17 protein-coding genes are annotated in these 18702 nt (G+C 60.0%); 8 read left to right on the top strand and 9 right to left on the bottom strand.

Annotated elements, in window-relative coordinates; genetic code table 11:
- Positions 1-23 precede the first annotated feature (23 nt).
- The 9 genes from nhaD to ACFOZ5_RS09365 all read right to left on the bottom strand — a co-directional run bounded on the left by nhaD (position 24) and on the right by ACFOZ5_RS09365 (position 8652).
- Complete coding sequence (gene nhaD, locus ACFOZ5_RS09405) at positions 24-1424, bottom strand: sodium:proton antiporter NhaD (RefSeq protein WP_379886790.1); 1401 nt, start codon at positions 1422-1424, stop codon at positions 24-26.
- A gap of 55 nt (positions 1425-1479) precedes the next feature.
- Positions 1480-3273, bottom strand: coding sequence for a sodium-extruding oxaloacetate decarboxylase subunit alpha (gene oadA / locus ACFOZ5_RS09400; protein WP_379886789.1), 1794 nt, complete (start codon positions 3271-3273; stop codon positions 1480-1482).
- 20 nt (positions 3274-3293) lie between these two features.
- On the bottom strand, positions 3294-4715 hold the full coding sequence (locus tag ACFOZ5_RS09395; RefSeq protein ID WP_379886788.1) for an acetyl-CoA carboxylase biotin carboxylase subunit: 1422 nt from the start codon (positions 4713-4715) through the stop codon (positions 3294-3296).
- Positions 4716-4838: 123 nt separating this feature from the next.
- Complete coding sequence (locus ACFOZ5_RS09390) at positions 4839-5159, bottom strand: hypothetical protein (RefSeq protein WP_379886786.1); 321 nt, start codon at positions 5157-5159, stop codon at positions 4839-4841.
- A gap of 148 nt (positions 5160-5307) precedes the next feature.
- On the bottom strand, positions 5308-5958 hold the full coding sequence (locus tag ACFOZ5_RS09385) for an ATP-binding protein (RefSeq protein ID WP_379886785.1): 651 nt from the start codon (positions 5956-5958) through the stop codon (positions 5308-5310).
- Positions 5864-6655 (bottom strand): hypothetical protein, encoded by a 792-nt coding sequence (locus ACFOZ5_RS09380; RefSeq protein WP_379886784.1) that lies wholly within the window; start codon positions 6653-6655, stop codon positions 5864-5866. The genes ACFOZ5_RS09385 and ACFOZ5_RS09380 overlap by 95 nt, the downstream gene beginning before the upstream one ends.
- A gap of 291 nt (positions 6656-6946) precedes the next feature.
- Entirely contained in the window at positions 6947-7543 is a 597-nt protein-coding gene (locus tag ACFOZ5_RS09375; protein WP_379886783.1) for an SCO family protein, read from the bottom strand.
- Positions 7540-8376: a cytochrome c oxidase assembly protein gene (locus tag ACFOZ5_RS09370; RefSeq protein WP_379886782.1), complete on the bottom strand. Its 837-nt coding sequence runs from the start codon at positions 8374-8376 to the stop codon at positions 7540-7542. Before ACFOZ5_RS09370 ends, ACFOZ5_RS09375 begins: the two co-directional genes overlap by 4 nt.
- Positions 8377-8508: 132 nt before the next feature.
- Positions 8509-8652: a DUF2256 domain-containing protein gene (locus tag ACFOZ5_RS09365; protein ID WP_379886781.1), complete on the bottom strand. Its 144-nt coding sequence runs from the start codon at positions 8650-8652 to the stop codon at positions 8509-8511.
- 95 nt (positions 8653-8747) lie between these two features.
- Between ACFOZ5_RS09365 and ACFOZ5_RS09360 the strand changes: the two genes are divergently transcribed.
- From ACFOZ5_RS09360 to ACFOZ5_RS09325, 8 genes are all read left to right on the top strand, one after another.
- The gene (locus tag ACFOZ5_RS09360; protein WP_379886780.1) at positions 8748-10436 is read left to right on the top strand and encodes an HAD family hydrolase; all 1689 of its coding nucleotides are present in this window, start codon (positions 8748-8750) and stop codon (positions 10434-10436) included.
- Between the two features lie 72 nt (positions 10437-10508).
- On the top strand, positions 10509-11225 hold the full coding sequence (locus ACFOZ5_RS09355) for a response regulator (protein ID WP_379886779.1): 717 nt from the start codon (positions 10509-10511) through the stop codon (positions 11223-11225).
- A 10-nt stretch (positions 11226-11235) separates the two neighbouring features.
- The gene (locus ACFOZ5_RS09350; RefSeq protein WP_379886778.1) at positions 11236-12681 is read left to right on the top strand and encodes an ATP-binding protein; all 1446 of its coding nucleotides are present in this window, start codon (positions 11236-11238) and stop codon (positions 12679-12681) included.
- 110 nt (positions 12682-12791) lie between these two features.
- A complete protein-coding gene (locus ACFOZ5_RS09345) occupies positions 12792-14228 on the top strand; it encodes a carbohydrate porin (protein WP_379886777.1) in 1437 nt (478 codons plus the stop codon).
- A 39-nt stretch (positions 14229-14267) separates the two neighbouring features.
- Positions 14268-15527, top strand: a complete 1260-nt coding sequence (locus ACFOZ5_RS09340) for an ABC transporter substrate-binding protein (RefSeq protein ID WP_379886776.1) — start codon at positions 14268-14270, stop codon at positions 15525-15527.
- Between the two features lie 55 nt (positions 15528-15582).
- Positions 15583-16509 carry a carbohydrate ABC transporter permease gene (locus tag ACFOZ5_RS09335; RefSeq protein ID WP_379886775.1) on the top strand — a complete coding sequence of 309 codons (927 nt, stop codon included), beginning with the start codon at positions 15583-15585 and terminating at the stop codon, positions 16507-16509.
- Complete coding sequence (locus ACFOZ5_RS09330; RefSeq protein ID WP_379886773.1) at positions 16502-17371, top strand: carbohydrate ABC transporter permease; 870 nt, start codon at positions 16502-16504, stop codon at positions 17369-17371. The genes ACFOZ5_RS09335 and ACFOZ5_RS09330 overlap by 8 nt, the downstream gene beginning before the upstream one ends.
- A 7-nt stretch (positions 17372-17378) precedes the next feature.
- Positions 17379-18494, top strand: coding sequence for an ABC transporter ATP-binding protein (locus ACFOZ5_RS09325; RefSeq protein WP_379886771.1), 1116 nt, complete (start codon positions 17379-17381; stop codon positions 18492-18494).
- Positions 18495-18702: the final 208 nt, after the last annotated feature.

Below are 18702 nucleotides of genomic sequence, written 5' to 3'. Positions count from 1 at the left end.
CTGTTCTCCCCTTGGAGCCCTGCCTATCCGTTTATCAGGAAGTGTACCCAGATACTGGCGGCATAGCCCAGGGCAATCGCTGGCGTCCACTTGAGATGGCTGAAGAAGGTGTACTGGCCCCGGGCCTGGCCCATCAACGCAACTCCGGCCGCGGAACCGATGGACAGCAGGCTGCCGCCGACGCCAGCGGTCAGGGTGACCAGCAGCCACTGCATGTCCGACATATCCGGGTTCATGGACAGGACAGCAAACATGACCGGGATGTTGTCCACCAACGCCGAGATCACGCCGATCATGGAGTTGGCCACGGTGGGGCCCAAGTCGACATACAGGGTGTTGGATATCAGGCCCAGGTAGCCGATAAAGCCCAGGCCACCTACCGCCAGGATGACGCCGTAGAAGAAGAATAGCGTGTCCCACTCCGACCGGGCGATGTGATCGAAGATATTGAAGGAGCCTCGGGGGCTGTGGCCCGGCGGGGTCTCGGAGGATTCGTCCCAGTGGTACTCCTCGTGGCGTTTGAGGAAGTAGCCGAATAGCTTGAGGTAGGCCAACCCGGTCATCATCCCGAACACCGGCGGGATGTGCAGAAACTGATGGAAGCTGATAGCGGTAGCGATAGTGGCCAGGAACAGGGCGCAGATCACCAGCCCGCCCGGGCGCAGTACTTTGCTGCGGTTCTCTGCCGCCATGGGCTGCCCCTCAGGCAGGGCGAAGTGCATCAGTGCGGCGGGCACCAGGAAATTCACCAGGCTGGGCAGGAACAGGTGGAAGAAGTCCTGAAAAGGCAGGATACCCTTCTGCCAGACCATCAATGTGGTGATATCGCCGAAGGGGCTGAAGGCTCCGCCGGCGTTGGCACCCACCACGATATTGATGCACGACAGAGATACGAAGCGGGTACTGTCGCGGCCCACGGCCATGACCACCGCGCACATGATCAGGGCCGTGGTGAGGTTATCGGCCACCGGCGAGATGAAAAACGCCAGGGTGCCCGTGATCCAGAACAGCCTGCGGTAACCGAAGCCCTGGCCCAGCAGCCACAGCCGTAGCTGGTCAAAAACCCCTCGTTCCAGCATGGCATTGATGTAGGTCATGGCCACCAGCAGGAAGAAGAAAAGCTCGGCGTACTCCAGGAAGTTGTGGCGGATGGCTTCTTCTACCTCGCCATCAATGCCGTGCATCCGGTAGACAATGGCCAGCAGTACCCAGATCAGGCCGGCTGCCAGCAACATGGGCTTGGATTTGGCCAGGTGGATCTTCTCTTCCAGCATCACCAACACGTAGCCCAGCACAAAGATGGCGATGGCCAGGTAGCCGACCGGGTGGTTGATCAGTGACAGTGCCTCTGAAGCGGGGGCGGCCGATAGCGGGCCGGATACCGACAGCAGGGTCGCTGCCGGCAACAACAGGTGTTTCTTCATTCTTTGCATTCTCCGGGAGAAAAAAGGCCCCGGCCGCAGCCGGGGCAGGAGGGACTCATTCGATTTCGATCAGGGTTTCGCCCGGGGTGACCCGGTCGCCTTTCTTGATATGGACAGCCTGCACCGTGCCAGACACGGTTGCCTTGACCTCCGTCTCCATTTTCATGGCTTCGATTATCAGCACCGGGTCGCCGGCGGACACGCTGTCGCCATCTTTCACCAGCACGTCCACGATATTACCGGGCATGCTGGTGGTGACATGGCCTTCCTGCGTGGCGCGGCCACGACCACTGGCCGAGGAGCCGCCTTCCTGGCCGGTGGACTCCAGTTCAATTTCCTCCGGTATGCCGTCCACGGTCATGTAGAAGCGGCGGCGGGACTCCTCAACCGGATTGGCGCCGGTCACGTGGATGTCGTAGCTTTCACCGTGCACCGTAATCTGGAACTGGGTTGAGATCGGGCCCCCATCACCCTTGCCGGGAATGGGCTCCAGGGGTTCCGGCTGCAGGGTGCCATCACGCCGCTGTTCCAGGAAGCTGCGGGCCTGGTCCGGAAACATGGCGTAGGTGAGCACGTCTTCCTCGGTCTGGGCCAGTTCGCCCACCTGCTTGCCAAGGTCGCTGAACTCCCTGGGTATGAGGTTGGCCGGGCGCTCGGTGATCAGGTCCTCAGAGCCCACGGCGCGGCGCTGCAGCTCCTGGTCCACGTCCGCCGGTGCCTTGCCGTACCAGCCCTGCAAGTACTTCTTCACCTCATTGGTGATCGTGTCGTAGCGCTTGCCCGAGAGCACGTTGATCACCGCCTGGGTGCCCACGATCTGGGAAGTGGGCGTGACCAGCGGCGGGTAGCCCAGGTCCTTGCGTACCCGGGGGATCTCCTCGAATACCTCCTGTATGCGGTCCAGGGCACCCTGTTCCTTGAGCTGGTTGGCCAGGTTGGACATCATGCCCCCCGGCACCTGGGACAGCAGTACCGAGGTGTCCACGCCGTTGTAGTCGCTCTCGAACTGGTGGTACGTCTTGCGCACCTCGCGGAAGTGACGGGTGGCCCTGTCCAGCAGCTCCAGGTCCAGGCCGGTCTCGTAGCCGGCGTCGTGCAGCGCCGCCACCAGGGACTCGGTGGGCGGGTGGCTGGTACCACCGGCAAAGGCGGACAGGGCGGTGTCGATATGATCCACCCCCGCTTCCATGGCGGCCCACTGGCACATGGGGGCCATGCCGGAGGTGGCATGGGAGTGCAGGAATACCGGCAGGGTCAGTTCCTTTTTCAGGCGACCCACCAGCTCGGCGGTGACCGCCGGGGCCAGCAGGCCGGCCATGTCCTTGATAGCAATGCTGTCGGCACCCATGTCGGCCATGGCCTTGGCCTGCTCCAGATAGGCATCCACGGTGTGCACCGGGCTGACGGTGTAGCACAGGGTGCCCTGGGCATGCTTGCCCGCCTTCTTGACGGCGCGGATGCTGGTCTCCAGGTTGCGCACGTCGTTGAGGGCGTCGAAGATGCGGAACACGTCCATGCCGTTCTCCGCGGCCTTGGCCACAAAGGCCTCCACCACGTCGTCGCCGTAATGGCGATAACCCAGCAGGTTCTGGCCCCGCAACAGCATCTGCAGGCGGGTGTTGGGCAGGGCCTTGCGCAGGGTGCGCAGGCGCTCCCACGGGTCTTCCTTCAGAAACCGGACACAGGCGTCAAAGGTTGCGCCGCCCCAGCATTCCAGTGACCAGTATCCGGCCTGGTCGAGCCATTCGCAGGCCGGCAGCATGTCTTCGGTGCGCATGCGGGTGGCGATCAGTGACTGGTGCGCGTCCCGCAGGATAACGTCGGTAATGTGAATCTTGCGTTTGCTCATGATCTCTCTCCGGAATTCGGTTACAGGCCCGCCTGGGCGGCGATGGCAGCGGCGATGGCCGTGGCGACGGATTCACGGCGGGTCTTGGTGCTGTACTCCAGCAGTTGCGGGTTGCGTTCCACGAAGCCGGTATTGAAGTTCGCCTCCTGGAAATCCGGGTGGCCGAGAATCTCCTGGTAATAGGGGATGGTGGTATGCACCCCATAGATGGCCATGTCATTCAGGGCCCGGCGTGAACGGGCAATCAGCTCCGGCCAGTCCATGGCCCAGACAATCAGCTTGGCGCACATGGAATCGTAGTAGGGGGGAATCTCATAGCCGGTGTACATATTGGCATCGGTCCGCACCCCTGGTCCGCCGGCGGAATAGTAACGGCTGATGCGGCCGAAACTGGGCAGGAAGCCGTTCTTCGGATCCTCCGCGTTGATACGGAACTGGGCGGCGAAGCCGCGATAGGAAATGTCTTCCTGCTTCAGCCACAAGTGTTCGCCAGCCGCAATGCGGATCTGTGCCTTGATAATGTCCACCCCGGTGATTTCCTCGGAAATGGTGTGTTCCACCTGTACCCGGGTGTTCATCTCCATGAAGTAGAAGCTGCCGTCATGATCCAGCAGGAACTCCACGGTACCGGCATTGACATAGCCACAGCCACTGGCCACACGCCTGGCCAGGTCGCCGATGTATTGCCGTTGCTTCTCATCCAGCTGCGGCGATGGCGCAAGTTCGATGAGCTTCTGGTTGCGGCGCTGGATCGAGCAGTCCCGCTCGTACAGGTGCACCACGTTGCCCTGGTGGTCTGCCAGTATCTGCACTTCGATATGGCGGGGGTCGATGATGCACTTCTCCAGGAAGACTTCCGCACTGCCAAAGGCCTTGGTGGCTTCGGAGATGACCCGTTCGTAGTTCTGGCGCAGTTCCTTCTCGTTGTCGCAGCGGCGGATACCCCGGCCGCCGCCTCCGGACGTGGCTTTCAGCATGACCGGGTAGCCAATGTCATCGGCCTGGCGGACGGCGTCCTCCACATCGTCCAGATTGCCTTCGGAGCCGGGGGTGACTGGCACGCCGGCAGCGATGGCGGTCTGCCGGGCACGGGTCTTGTCACCCATGGCGCCGATGGCGTCGGCGGACGGTCCCACAAAGGTGACTCCCCGTTGTTCGCAGATGGCGGCCAGCTCCGCGTTCTCCGACAGGAAACCATAGCCCGGGTGCAGGGCATCACAGCCGGTTTCCACGGCCATATTCACGATGTGGTGCGGGTTCAGGTAGCCGGACAACGGGTCCTGGCTGATGCGGTAGGCCTCGTCGGCCTTTTTGACGTGAAGCGAATACTTGTCTGCTTCGGAATAGATGGCAACGGAGCGCACGCCCAGCTCATGGCAGGCGCGGGCGATCCGCACCGCTATCTCGCCGCGGTTGGCGATCAGCAGCTTTCGAAAGGCCATGGTATGACCTCCTTCTTTAAAGGCTTTTGAAGTAGCTTCGGGGACAGCCGGACTTCAGGCCTGGGCAAGTCTGGCCGTCGGCCGCTTACTCAGCTTCTATCATAGTCCGGTGTTGGGCAGGCGTCAGGCCGGTGGGGCCCTTGGTAATCCGGGGTCACTGAGGAGGTGAGCCGTGGAGGGGTGGAATCCGATGCGGGTTGTCTGAAGGCCGGGCGACAGATCGTTCGGCGGATGCTGGAGCGTGGCCTCATCCGGGGTGTCATCCGGATTGCTGTCGTCAACGCGTGCCGCCAGGCTCAGGCATTCTTCCACGGACGAGACCTGGAAGCGCTGGTCCGATTCTGCGGAGAGGAGGTCTGCGGCTCCCCATGCAGCCAGAGCTGACGGCAGAAGCGTCAGTGCAAGCAGGCGCAGAAACGAGTGGAGCAGGGCGCTGGATGACACGGATTGATTACCTGGCGTCTTGGTGGGTGATAAGGTTCTGCAAACAGTCGGTTGCTATATGTACCACAGAGTGTTCAGCAGGCAAAGGGGCTTGTTTGCCGGCAACGGTTTACCCTGACAGCCCGGAGACCGCGGTTATTCCGGCCTCTCAGTGATACGCATCCCTGGAGGCGAAGTTCCGGCCCAGCGGCGACCCGGGGATAGCGGCGATGGCCTCAAGGCCCCCCAGCCGGCTGCGGTCGAAGGCCAGTGAGCCGCCGTGGGCGTCCAGAATCCGGCGCACGGTCAGCAGGCCTTCGCCGGCGGGCGTTTCTTCATTAACGCGGAACCCTTGCTCACCCAGTTGCTGTGTCAGCTCGGGGTCAACGCCGGGGCCATCATCCGCCACGCCGAAGACCAGCATGTTGCCCTTGATGGCCAGGAAGATATTGACCTGGGATTCCGCGTATTTGCCGGCGTTGTCCAGCAACTGACCAAACACTTCCGTCAGTTCCGCCTCGCGGATGGTCCAGGGGTCGCTTTCCGCCACGTCAGTGATCAGGTCGAAGTTCACGTCCGGGTATCGGTGACCCAGCATGGCGAGCAGTTTGCGGCACTTCCGTGTCGGAAAGGCCAGGTTCTTGCTGGTGGCCGGCGTAACTGGCGCCTGGTGGCTGTCCTGTGCGGTGGCCCTGGCGGCCCCGTTGGCGCTGCTGGCCGTGCGCTCAGGTCTGGACCGGGCAGCCACTGGTCGCCGTGGCTGAGGGGGTTCCTCCTTCAGGGCCTTGTCGAGATCGGCGTCCAGTTCTTCCAACGACACTTCCAGGTCCTCCGTGTCTTCCGGATCGGGCGCTGGTGTCGGCGGAGGCGCTGGTGCGCGCTCGGGGGGTGGATCCGGCTTCCTTTTGGGTTCTGGCGGACGGGCCGGTGCGGCTTCTGGCGCAGGCGGCTCCGGGCGGACGGGCTCCCGGGGCCCGGGGGCAGGGCGCTGTGGCGGTGCCTCGGGCTGCGATACAGGCCGGTCCGTATGGACCGGTTCTGGTGGGGGGGGTTACCGGACGGTTTCCGCTGGAACTCAGTGGTTCCTGGGTGCCAAGTGACCAGGCACTTGGCCTTTCCGGGCGGTGTTCGCCACCCGCCTGGAGAATCCGATTGAGCAGTTGAACCAGGGGGCTTATTTCGGTTGGTGCCTCAGAGTCCAGTGTATTGCGATGCCCCTTCTGGAAGTCCAGCACGTCCTTCTGCAACTCGTTCAGATGGGCCCGGAACAGGCCCAGGGACAGAGTGGCGGTCACGGACAGCAGTATCAGGATGCCCGCCCCCAGCAACAGCCATGGCATGAGACCGGCCTGCAGGTTGCAGAACCATTCGGAATAGCCCTTGTCAGCGCAGTTGGCAACCAGTGGTTGTGCCAGCCAGGGGCCGATCTTGCTGCTCACGACCCATGCCAGCAGGGTAAACGTCAGGGCAAAGGGGGCAACAAGCAGGAACAGGCTGGAGCGGATGGAACGGCGCATAACGGGCACATCTCCCTAACACTTCGGACTTCCCTGAGCCCCCATGCATCGGGGGGCAATCAAGCGGGTTACCGCTGGTCATTCCAACGGGTATATCAGCCACCGTGCCTGCGTGGCATCAGTAGCTCCGAGAGGGATATTGTGAACCACCGGCGACCGTTCTGACATTACGGGTGTGACAGAGTCAGATCATGCCGGGCGGCGGTATGCCGTCCTGATAGTGTGTTGCCCTGCTGCCCGCCGCTGGTGACTCTGGTTCCGGAGCTGTTCACTGGTCGGATGGGAAGGTCTTCAGGAACGGCTGCTACGGGCCAGCCGGGTCAGGTCCTGTGTCATCTGTTCGGTGGTCAGGCCGGGGCGTAACAACAGCCTTGCCTCGCCGTCGCCGTCGAACACGTAGACCGCCGAGCTGTGCGATACGTTGTAGTTGCCGCGCTCGTCCGGCGCGTCGTAGCCAAAGGTGGTTCGATAACGCTTGGCGAGGTCCCGCAGGGTAGCCGTGTCAGCGGTCAGGCCCACGGTACGGTCGTTGAAGAAACTGACGTAGTTTTCCAGTTTTTCCGGGGTGTCCCGTTTCGGGTCGACGCTGACAAACAACGGGGTGACGTCTGCCTGCAGGTCGTCGGGCATCGCCTCGATAGCCTGATCAAGCTGTGCCATGGTGGCGGGGCAGACGTCCGGACAGTTGGTGAAACCGAAGAACAGCAGACGGATCTGGCCCTGGTAGTCCTCCGCCGTTACTGTCTCACCGTCGCCGCGGGTCAGGGTAAACTGCAGTTCCGGCATCAGACCGTCGATATCCTTGGCGTGCCAGTTCTGTTCCGAACCGAAACAGCCGCTCAGCAGCAGAACCAGGCAGGCTGTCATCAGAGGCTTGGGCCAGTTCATCGGGTTGCTCCCTCCAGGGCGTTTGGGTGGGGCTTCGGGCGATCGTCTTTCATGGCCCGGGACAGCACAATCAGGATGCCGAGTACGCTCATCATGGCCGGCGGAATCCAGGTCAGGATGCCGCCAATCAGTTGGTCGTCTTCCGGCGACATGGGCCAGGCCCGGCCACAGACTTCGTAAACGTCATACACCATTCCGCGGTTGAATACGATCCAGGCGCCCAGGAACATTTGTGGCACCCCCACCAGCACCAGCAGCAGGATGCGCTTGCCGTACCCCAGTGACCCGGTGTCGTGGGGCGAGCGGGAGTCGAAAATCAGCCACCAGAACAGCAGCCCGTCCAGCAGCATGCTCCAGTTCATCACCCAGTAAAGGTCACGGCTGAGCATGGCATCGAAATGGATGGGCGGCCAGAGCCAGAAATACACCAGCCCCGCAAAAAGGAAAGCGGCAATGAGCGGTTGCTGCAGTATGTTGTAGCTCACCCTGACCGGGGCAGCCCAGGCCCCCAGATACGGCTTGATCTGCCCGTGCCAGAAACGCAGGATCGGCAGCGGGTTGGACAGGGCAATCAGCACAGGCCCCAGGTGGTGAAGGATCAGGTGCTGGCCCCGGTGGATAAAGAACATGTACTGGGCGTAGTAGTCGAACCGGGTCTGCATGACCGCGTAGCACAGACCCAGGCCAAGGAAGAAAGCAAATACCCGCACCGGTCCGGGGCGCTCGCCGTGGGGCAGGGCGCGGAAAGCCCAGATATAGCCGGATGCGGCCAGCAGGTAAGCCAGAACCGTCAGGGGCGAGAAATCGTAGGGAAGCAGCACGGACCAGTTCATGGAATCACGCCAGGGCGTCAGGACCTTTGTTGATGTTGTTATTGGCAGGGCCGCAAGTCGTCTGGCCCAGACGCGAGCGTAGCAAGATCGCCGTCGGACCGGAAGCCTCCCGTTTGAACCGGATAATGGTGGTCATGGCGCAGTGTTCCGGTTTCTCCGGCAGCGTTCACTGCAGTAGCGCACCTGATGCCAGTCCCGGGACCATTTGCGGCGCCATGAGAAGGGGCGCTGGCAGACCGGACAGGTTTTACTCGGCAGCGTGGTTTTTTTGTGCATCGTGGTATCTTGCGTTTAACTGGGAGACAACAGACCTTTACGCCCGGTTCCCGGTTTCAGCCCAGAAATCCGGGCCCAGTCCAGGAGATCGATTGATGGCACGATTCAGTGACTGCCTGCCACCGCCGTCGGTGCTGATTTTTGACTGGCACGGCACCCTGGTGGACACCCACGATGCCATGTTCAGCGCCATGGAAGACATGCTGCCCCAACTGGAGGATCTGGGGCTGGTGGAACAGCTGTTGCCAGAGGACCAGTGCCGGACCCAGGACGATGCCCGCCTGGTGCGCTATATCCGCATCTTCCGGCGACTGCACCCCCGCATCCTGGCGGAACGGCGGGTGTCCCGCACCGATATTTTCAACGCGATATTCGGCGACAACCGGGACGCCAAGCTGATTGCCCACAAGGCCTATAACGAGTGCTACCGGAAGTATTTCGGGCAGGTCAAACCCTTTCAGCCAGGGGCCTATGAGTATCTTACCGCCCTGAAGCGCATGGGCCTCAAACTGGCGGTGTCTACCAACCGCAACCGGGAATTCCTCGACAAGGAGCTGCGTACGGTGGATGAGGGTCGCTGGGCCAACCTGTTTGATGCCACCGTCTGTGCCGATGACGTCACCGAATACAAGCCCGATCCACAGGTGATCCTGAAGACCCTGGAAAAACTGGACCTGCCCCTGGACGACCGGGCGTGGTATGTGGGTGACAGCTACGTGGACATGCTGACCGCCAACAAGGCCGGGGTGTCCGGTGTCTTCTACAACGGTGCCTGCTGGGAAGCGGGCCGCATCGACAGCTGGTTCAGTCACCGGGATGCGCCGGCGGCGATCCTGGACAGCTTCGAGGACCTGATGGACCTGCTGGCATTGCTGGAGCGCGGACACCCGGAGAGTTTTGCCATGACCCCGGCGGAGGCACGCCCGCGCCCGTACCCGCCGCCGGAGCGGCCGGCGCCGAGGATTGAGCCGGACTGGCATCCAGCCGTGGTGAAGCTGATCAGGCCGGCGGTGGTGCTGTTTGACTGGCACGCCACCCTGGTGGATACCCTGGATGCCATGTACCACGCGGTGGACGATATGCTGCCGGAGTTTGCCGAGCTGGGGCTGAGCGATCGCATGATGGCGCCGGAGGACAGCAAGACCCCCGAGGATGCACGCCTGGTGGCCTACGTGCGTGAGTTTGCCTGCCTGCACCCCAAGGTTCGGGCCGATCGCAAGATCTCCCGCACGGATATCTTCGAAGTGCTGTTTGGCGACGATCAGGATGCCAAGCAGATCGCCCACACGGTGTTCAACCGCCACTACCGTGAGCATTTCGGAACGGTGAAAGCCTTCGAACCCAAGGTGCGGGAGGTTCTGGAGGGGCTCCGCAAGCTGGACATCCAGGTCGGGGTGATCACCAACCGCGACCGGGAGTTCTTTGAGCACGAACTGGCCGCCGTGGAGGACACGGGCTGGACAGAGCTGTTCGATGTGGATGTATGCGGTGACGACACGCCTCTGCGTAAACCCCACCCGGACCAGCTGTTGCTGGCCATCCAGAAGCTGGACTACCCGCCGGACCCGAGCGTGTGGTACGTGGGAGACAGTACCACCGATGTCATTTCCGCCAAGCGGGCCGGACTGACCTCGGTATTCTTCAATGGCGCCCAATGGGACCTGCCCTGGCTGAACAAGATTTTCCCCGGCACCCACAAGCACCCCCACAAGCCCGACGTGGTGGTCAATGACTTCTCGGAGTTCTGGGCGTTGGTTCTGGCGTGTGAAATGGGACCGCCTTGAGAGTCGTGGGACTTTTGCCCCTTAGCTTTTAATCCTATGCTGACCCCCCTTAATAACAAGAAAGGTCTCCCAATGTCTGATGCAAAAGCGTCGATCCTTGTCGTGGACGACGACCTGGCGATACGCCAGCTATTGCAGGAACACCTGTCCCGGGTTGGCTATGACGTGATGACAGCCGCTGACGGCGATGAAATGCGTCAAAGTCTGGCACAGTCACGGGTGGACCTAATTGTGCTGGATGTTATGTTGCCCGGGGATGACGGCTTTACGCTGTGTCGCGAGATACGTGAGCATTCGCAGGTGCCCATCATCATGCTGACGGCTAGCTCCGATGAAACCGACCGGGTGGTGGGCCTGGAAATCGGTGCCGACGATTACTTGGCAAAACCATTCAGTGCACGTGAATTACAGGCCAGGGTCAAAGCCTTGTTGCGGCGTTCGAGTTTCACCCGGGCGGAAAACCCCAGGTTTGTCCGGTTTGATGGCTGGCGGCTGGACACTCTGGCCCACGAACTCATCTCGGAGGAGGGAAACACCATCGCGCTGTCTGGCGCCGACTTTGCCCTGTTGCAGCTTTTCCTCGCTCACCCCAATGAAGTGCTGGACCGTGATACCATTTCCGGTGTGACTCGCGGTCGCGAGTCCATGCCGCTGGACCGGGTGGTAGATGTTGCGGTCAGCCGCCTGCGCCAGCGTCTTGGGGATCAGGGCCGCAAGCCCAGGCTGATCAAGACCGTGCGTGGGGCTGGCTACCTGCTGGCGGCAACGGTGACCCATGTTGCGGAATGATACTGGGGCGATGAAGACTGGTCGTAAAGTCTGGCATCTTGTGCCGTCGTCGCTGCTTGGCCGCATCCTGCTGCTGACGTCGTTGGCTATGGGTGTTGCCCAGGTGGTCTCAAGCGTGATCTGGGTGGGCACCTTCCGGGCGCAGCAAGTGGAGGGGCTGGTCAGCACCACCCGCAACCTCGCTTCTTCCGCAGCGGCAACCACGCAGTTCTTCAAGTCCCTGCCGCTGCAATACCGTCATATCGTATTGGATCAGCTAAGTGACATGGGGGGCTCACGCTTTTTTGTCTCTCTCAACGACAAGCGCATCGATATGCGTGCGCTGCCAGACAGTGAGCGCAAGCGGCTGGTTAAAGAGGAAGTCGAGTCGGTGCTCAGAAGGCGGCTCGGCAAGTCGACTAATATGCATGTTGAATTTGTTCACCCTGATGACTTGAGAATCCTCAATACCGAGTTGCCACTGGATGCGTTACCCCGATCCTGGGCTCATTACGCATTGACACTCGAGCCCATCAAGCCCCCGGTTCTGGTCACTCAGGTTGAAGTGGCTGATGGTGAGTGGTTGTATCTGGCCTCGCTACTACCATCGCCGTATGTGTCATTGGGTGACGAAAGCATTCCCGGCCAGCAGATTGTCTTTATCCTGGTGATGATCGGCGTACTCTTTCCTGTGCTGGCATGGCTGGTGAGACGCCAGACCCGGCCATTGCGCAAGCTCGCCAGGGCGGCGCGGGATCTGCCGCTGGACGAATACCAGCCGCCATTGCGGGAGCTGGGCAGTGCTGAAATTGTTGCAGTTACCCGGGGGTTCAACGCCATGCGCCGACGCCTTCAAAGCTATATCAGTGACCGGGACCAGTTATTTCGGGCAATTTCCCATGATCTTAAAACACCGATAACCAGGCTACGCCTGCGAGCCGATCTTATTGACGATGAAGACATTCGCGAGCGCTTTGAAAGTGACTTGCAGGAGTTGGAGTTGTTGGTAAAAGGTGCCCTGCAAAGCGTGAAGGATACGGACATCCATGAGAACGTCGAGCTTGTTGATATTGAAGGCATGTTGCGTCGAATGGCGGACGCCTATACAGGAGACAGCCCTGCGGTTGTAGTGGAGGGAAGCTGTTCCCCGTACCGGGGCAAGCCCCTGGCGCTGAAACGCTGCCTGGGCAATCTGGTGGATAATGCGATCAAGTACGGGGAGATTGCGACCATCAGCGTGGAGGACTCCCCTGAGCAGCTCATCATACATGTCAGGGATCATGGACCGGGAATTCCGGAAGCGGAGCTCGAGAGAATTTTCGAGCCCTATTACCGCCTTGGTCAGGAGCACCGGCGAGGGCATGGTCTTGGCCTCGGGATCGCCCGCAACATTGCCCAAACTCATGGTGGCGATCTTGAGATAGCGAACTGGCCCGAGGGCGGCCTGGACGTGACTCTTACACTACCCCGACATTAAATTTTCCATGTAACAGCATTGTTACATGGGCTTTTCCGTTTGATACTTTCCCCTTCCAGGTATTGCCATAGACTCTGAACTTGCCAATAAAACAAAAACAAGGAGTCATCATGAATACCTGTAAATCGTATCGTAATGTCTGGACTAGTGATGCCATGGCCGGTCACCGACTGGCGATTGCCGTAAGTGTGGCTTCACTGGGGCTGTTTGCCAGCCACACGCAAGCCCAGGAAAGTGTGGAAGAGCGTCTGTCTGCCCTGGAACAGCAATTGGCAGAGGTCGAACCCCATGCCCGGGGTGACGAGGGGTTCTCGTTCAACACCTATGCCCGATCCGGGCTGCTGCTCAACAGCGATGGTAAAAGTGCTCCCGGTGGCCCGTACCTGACCCCTGCCGGATCCGTTGGTGGTGCCGTGGGTCGACTGGGTAACGAGCCCGACACCTACCTGGAAGCCATCCTCAACTACAAGACTGTGGCGGACAACGGCACCAAGGCTCATTACCGCTTGATGATTGCCGATTCTACCACCTCCAGTAACGACTGGACCGACGGAGACGGCGCCCTGAACGTGCGTCAGGCCTATGTGGAATTCAGTAATCTCGCCAGCTTTACCGGCATTTTTGAGGATGCCTCGATCTGGGCCGGTAAGCGCTTTGACCGGGACCTCGACTTTGATATCCACTGGCTCGACAGTGACATCGTATTCCTGGGGGGCACCGGTGCCGGTATATACGATGTGGCCTTCAGCGAGTCAGCGAAGTCCAACTTTTCCTTTTATGGCCGCAGCTTCCTGGAATTTCCCTCCGATCCTGACACCACCGACGGCGAGTCCGACACCGACAATCTGATCCTCACCGCGAATAACTACTTCGGCAACATCCAGTGGCTGATCAACGGTATGTCCGCTGCTGATAATGATGATCGTATCGTCGGAGGCGTTATGGAAGCGGCCGACACGGGGGTGCAAACCATGCTGGCCTACCACGGCGACAGCTTCTTCGGGGTGTCCGACGGTAGCTTCAAGCTGGCGCTGTTGCACGGACAGGGCCTGGGCGCGGAAGTCAAGAACATCGGCGCCGATGGAAACCTGCATGAAGATGCTGTCAGCACCCGAATAGCAGCCTACGGAACTACCCGGCTGAATGATAGCTGGCGGATTGCACCGGCGATCCTGGCGGAAACGAGCAAGGACCGTTATGTGGAAGGGGATGATTACCAGTGGCTGACCCTCAGCGCCCGCCTGGCCAACGAACTGAATGCCAACTTCGAGATGCAGTACGAGGCCTCCTGGCAGGTGATGGATTTGCAAACCGAAGGCTACGAAGGGCGCGGTGACGTGGATGGCGATTATGCCCGTTTCACCATTGCACCGACGTTCAAGCCTCAGGTGGGCGGATTCTGGATTCGCCCGGAAATCCGTGTTTTCGCCAGCTACTCCACCTGGGACGACGAGCTGAATCGCTACGACGGCGGCGACGCTCTCGGCCAGGAAGACTTTGGCGGTAGCCAGTGGACCTTCGGTACCCAGATGGAAATCTGGTTCTGATAACGACAAGTGTCTGTCCAACAAAAATAAGGATTTATCATGAAAACGTTCAAGCGTCATCTTACTGCCCTGGCGGTGTCTGCCGCCCTGATGCCAACAGCGGCCGTTCAGGCCGGTGAAGTGGAAGTTCTGCACTGGTGGGCCGCCGGTGGTGAAGCCCGGGCCGCTGCCGCCCTGAAAGAAATGATGGAAGAGCAGGGCCATACCTGGAAAGACTTCGCGGTAGCTGGCGGTGGTGGTGAAGCCGCCATGACTGTGCTGAAAACCCGAGCGGTTTCTGGTAATCCGCCCGCGGCAGCCCAGATCAAGGGCCTGGACATTCGTGAATGGGCGGAGCTCGGCTTCCTGACCAATCTGGACAGTGTTGCCGACGCCGAAAACTGGGACCAGCTTATTCCACCCATGATTTCCGATGTCATGAAGTACGAGGGTGAGTACGTGGCTGTGCCGGTGAACGTGCACCGAGTGAACTGGTTGTGGGTGAACCCGGAGGTTATGAAGGATGCCGGCGTTGAGGTTCCCACCACACTGGACGAGTTCTTCGAAGTGGCCGATAAGCTCAAGGCCGAGGGGTACATTCCCCTGGCCCACGGCGGCCAGCCCTGGCAGGACGCAACCGTGTTTGACGCGGTCGCCCTGGCGGAACTGGGCCCCGAGGATTATCGCAAGGCATTTGTTGAGCACGATATGGACGTGATTAACAGCGATAAAATGGAAGAGGTCTTCGCGCAGTTCGCCAAGGTCATGAGCTACGTGGATGACGACGCTGCTGGCCGCGACTGGAACACAGCCACCGGCATGGTGATTCGCGGTGAGGCGGCCATGCAGATCATGGGTGACTGGGCCAAGGGCGAATTCACCGCTGCCGGGCTGACACCGGGTGAGGACTACCTGTGTGCGCCGGCTCCAGGCACTGCGGGTCAGTTCACCTTCAACGTGGATTCCTTCGCCATGTTCAGCCTGACAGAGGACGAGGACATCAAGGCGCAGAAGGATCTGGCGCGTACCATTCTGGAACCCGAGTTCCAGACCCTGTTCAACCAGAACAAGGGTTCCATCCCGGTTCGTACCGACATGGATATGGGCGAATTTGATATTTGTGCTCAGGCATCGATGGAGACGTTCAAGGCCAGTGCTGACGATGGTGGGCTCGTGCCGAGTTTCTCTCACGGCTTGGCGACCACCAGCTACATCCAGGGTCAGATCTTCGATGTGGTCACCAACTTCGTTAACTCCAGCAACCCGGATCCGGTAAAAACCACGGACCAGTTGGCAGCAGCCATCCAGTCCGCAATGTAATGCCGTATCAGGCCGCCCGGCGGGGCGGCCTTAGGGTTTTTTGGGGGGAGTTTTCATGGAACACATTCAACGTCGCCCTGCCGAGGTGGCCAGGGCATCGTCTGACCTGATGGATGGCTTGCAGCGCTGGCTACCCAAGCTGGTGGTGGCGCCAACCTTTATACTGGTGGGCATTGGTATCTACGGCTACATGTTGTGGACGGGCGTGCTGTCCTTTACCAACTCCAGTTTCCTGCCCAGCTACGATTTCGTCGGTCTTGATCAGTACGCCAAGCTGTTGGAGAGCGAGCGCTGGTTGGTCGCATCGTGGAACCTTGCGATCTTCGGGGGACTGTTCATCGGGATATGCCTGTTGTTTGGTGTGGTACTTGCGACTTTCCTGGATCAGCGCATCCGCCAGGAAGGTGCCATCCGCACCATCTACCTATACCCCATGGCGCTGTCCATGATTGTAACGGGCACCGTCTGGCGGTGGATCCTGAATCCCAGTCTGGGGTTGGAAAAACTCATGCACGACTGGGGCTGGACCTCGTTCAGCTTTGACTGGCTGGTGGAATCTGACTTTGCCATTTACACCATTGTTATGGCCGCGGTGTGGCAGGCCTCCGGCTTTGTCATGGCCCTGTTCCTGGCTGGCCTCCGGGGTGTTGATTCGTCGATTATTCGCGCCGCACGGGTGGATGGCGCCAGCCTGCCGGTGATCTACTGGAAAATCCTCCTGCCTTCGCTGCGGCCGGTGTTCTTCAGCTCCGTGATGGTACTGGCCCACATCGCCATAAAGAGTTTTGACCTGGTTATGGCCATGACCTCTGGTGGGCCTGGCTATTCCACCGATTTGCCCGCGGTGTTCATGTACGCCCACACCTTTACCCGCGGCCAGATGGGCCTTGGTTCCGCCAGCGCCATGCTGATGCTGGGGGCCATTCTCGCACTGCTGGTGCCTTACCTGTATTCCGAACTGAGGGAGAAGCGCCATGACTGATGTGGTTCGTAGCGGGTTCCGCCCCAGTCGCATTGCAATCTACGGGGTGCTGCTACTGGCATGCCTGGTGTACCTGATTCCGTTGATCGTCATGTTGATCACCAGCTTCAAGACACCCATGGATATCCGCACCGGCAACCTGCTTTCGCTTCCTGCAGACTGGACTGTCGTGGGCTGGACCAAGGCCTGGTCCGAGGCCTGCACCGGTGTTCAGTGCCAAGGAGTCAGAGGGTTCTTCTGGAATTCGTTCAAGATGACGGTTCCGGCAGTGCTGATTTCCACGTTGTTGGGTGCCTTTAACGGCTATGTGTTGTCCAAGTGGAAGTTCAAGGGCTCTGACCTGATGTTTGGCATGCTGCTGTTTGGCTGTTTTGTGCCGTTCCAGGTTGTGCTTCTGCCAATGGCGGCCACCCTGGGCAAGCTAGGCCTGGCCAACACTACCGCCGGACTGGTTTTGGTTCATGTGATCTACGGGGTGGCTTTCACCACGCTGTTTTTCCGTAACTACTACGTGGCCATCCCTGATGCCCTGGTGAAGGCTGCCCGGCTGGATGGCGCCGGCTTCTTCACCATTTTCTTCCGTATCCTGCTGCCCCTGTCCACGCCAATCTTCATGGTGTCGCTGATCTGGCAGTTCACCCAGATCTGGAACGACTTCCTGTTTGGTGTGGTGTTCGCCAGCGGCGACAGCCAGCCCATAACGGTCGCACTGAACAACCTGGTGAACACCAGTACCGGGGTGAAGGAATACAACGTGGATATGGCCGCCGCCATGATCGCCGCCTTGCCAACACTGGTGGTGTATATCGTGGCTGGCAAGTACTTTATACGCGGCCTGACGGCCGGCTCGGTTAAAGGGTAAAGCAACAATGTCACAACTTGAACTGCGGGACATCCGCAAGACCTACGCAGGGGCCCATGATGAGACCCTCAAAGGCATCAACATTGACATCTCCTCAGGCGAGTTCCTGACCCTCGTCGGTCCATCCGGCTGTGGTAAGTCCACGCTGATGAACAGCATTGCCGGCCTGGAAACCATTACCGGCGGGTCGATTGTGGTGAATGGCAAGGACATATCCGCTATGGAGCCCAAGGACCGGGACATCGCCATGGTGTTCCAGTCCTACGCGCTCTATCCCACCATGTCCGTGCGCGAAAACATTGCCTTCGGCCTCAAGATTCGCGGGATGCCGAAAGAGGAAATCCGTCAGGAGGTGGAGCGGGTGGCCGACCTGCTTCAGATATCCCCATTGCTGGACAAGAAGCCATCCCGGCTTTCTGGCGGCCAACAACAGCGTGTGGCCATGGGGCGTGCGCTGGCCCGCAGGCCGAAGATCTATCTGTTCGACGAGCCGCTTTCCAACCTGGATGCCAAGCTGCGGGTGGAAATGCGTACCGAGATCAAGAAGCTACACCAGCGACTGAAAACCACAATCGTGTACGTCACCCATGACCAGATCGAGGCCATGACCCTGGCAGACAGGATTGCCGTGCTCAAGGGTGGCGAGTTGCAGCAACTGGGCACACCAAAGGAAGTCTACGACACTCCAGAGAACCTTTTCGTAGCCAGTTTCATGGGCTCGCCTTCCATGAGTTTTATCGGGGTAACGGTTGAAAGATCGGAGGCGGGTCTGTCAGTGACGGTCGAAGGTAACGACGGGCGCGAACTGGTTTTGCCAGCGCCGGAGTATCTGGAGAGCTGGGTTGGCAAACGTGTGGTGCTTGGTATCCGACCAGAACACATAAGCCAGCCCGACGAACAGAAAAGGGATAATGGGATGGTGACAGAGGGCAGGTTCACGGTGGAGGTCACCGAGCCGACCGGGCCGGACGTGCTTGCGGTTATTCGCCTCAATGATATTGATGTGCAGTGCCGGCTGGATGCGGAGCATCCAGTGGAATGGGGCGAGGAGGCTGAGCTGATGTTCGATATGAGAAAGGTTGTGTTCTTCGACCCGGAAAGCGAGAAACGCATTCGTCCGTAAGAGCCTGACAATAAACCTGTGTAACTCCCAACCCCACTACAGGTGGCCGTCCAGACGGTCACAGAATTCGACAATTGAGCGATTTAATGCCGGCCTCAAATCGCGGAGCGGCAAAGCCGTGACGTTTGCTATTGTAGGTGACGTCGGGCATATAGAGCGTTTGAGTTTGGAGGTATGGTCAAAAATAGACTGGCAATCAGGCGGGGGA

The organism is Marinobacter lacisalsi (assembly GCF_042651045.1).
GTDB lineage: Bacteria > Pseudomonadota > Gammaproteobacteria > Pseudomonadales > Oleiphilaceae > Marinobacter > Marinobacter lacisalsi.
Note: the sequence above shows the minus strand (reverse complement) of the source record. Positions and strands in the feature narration are given on the sequence as shown.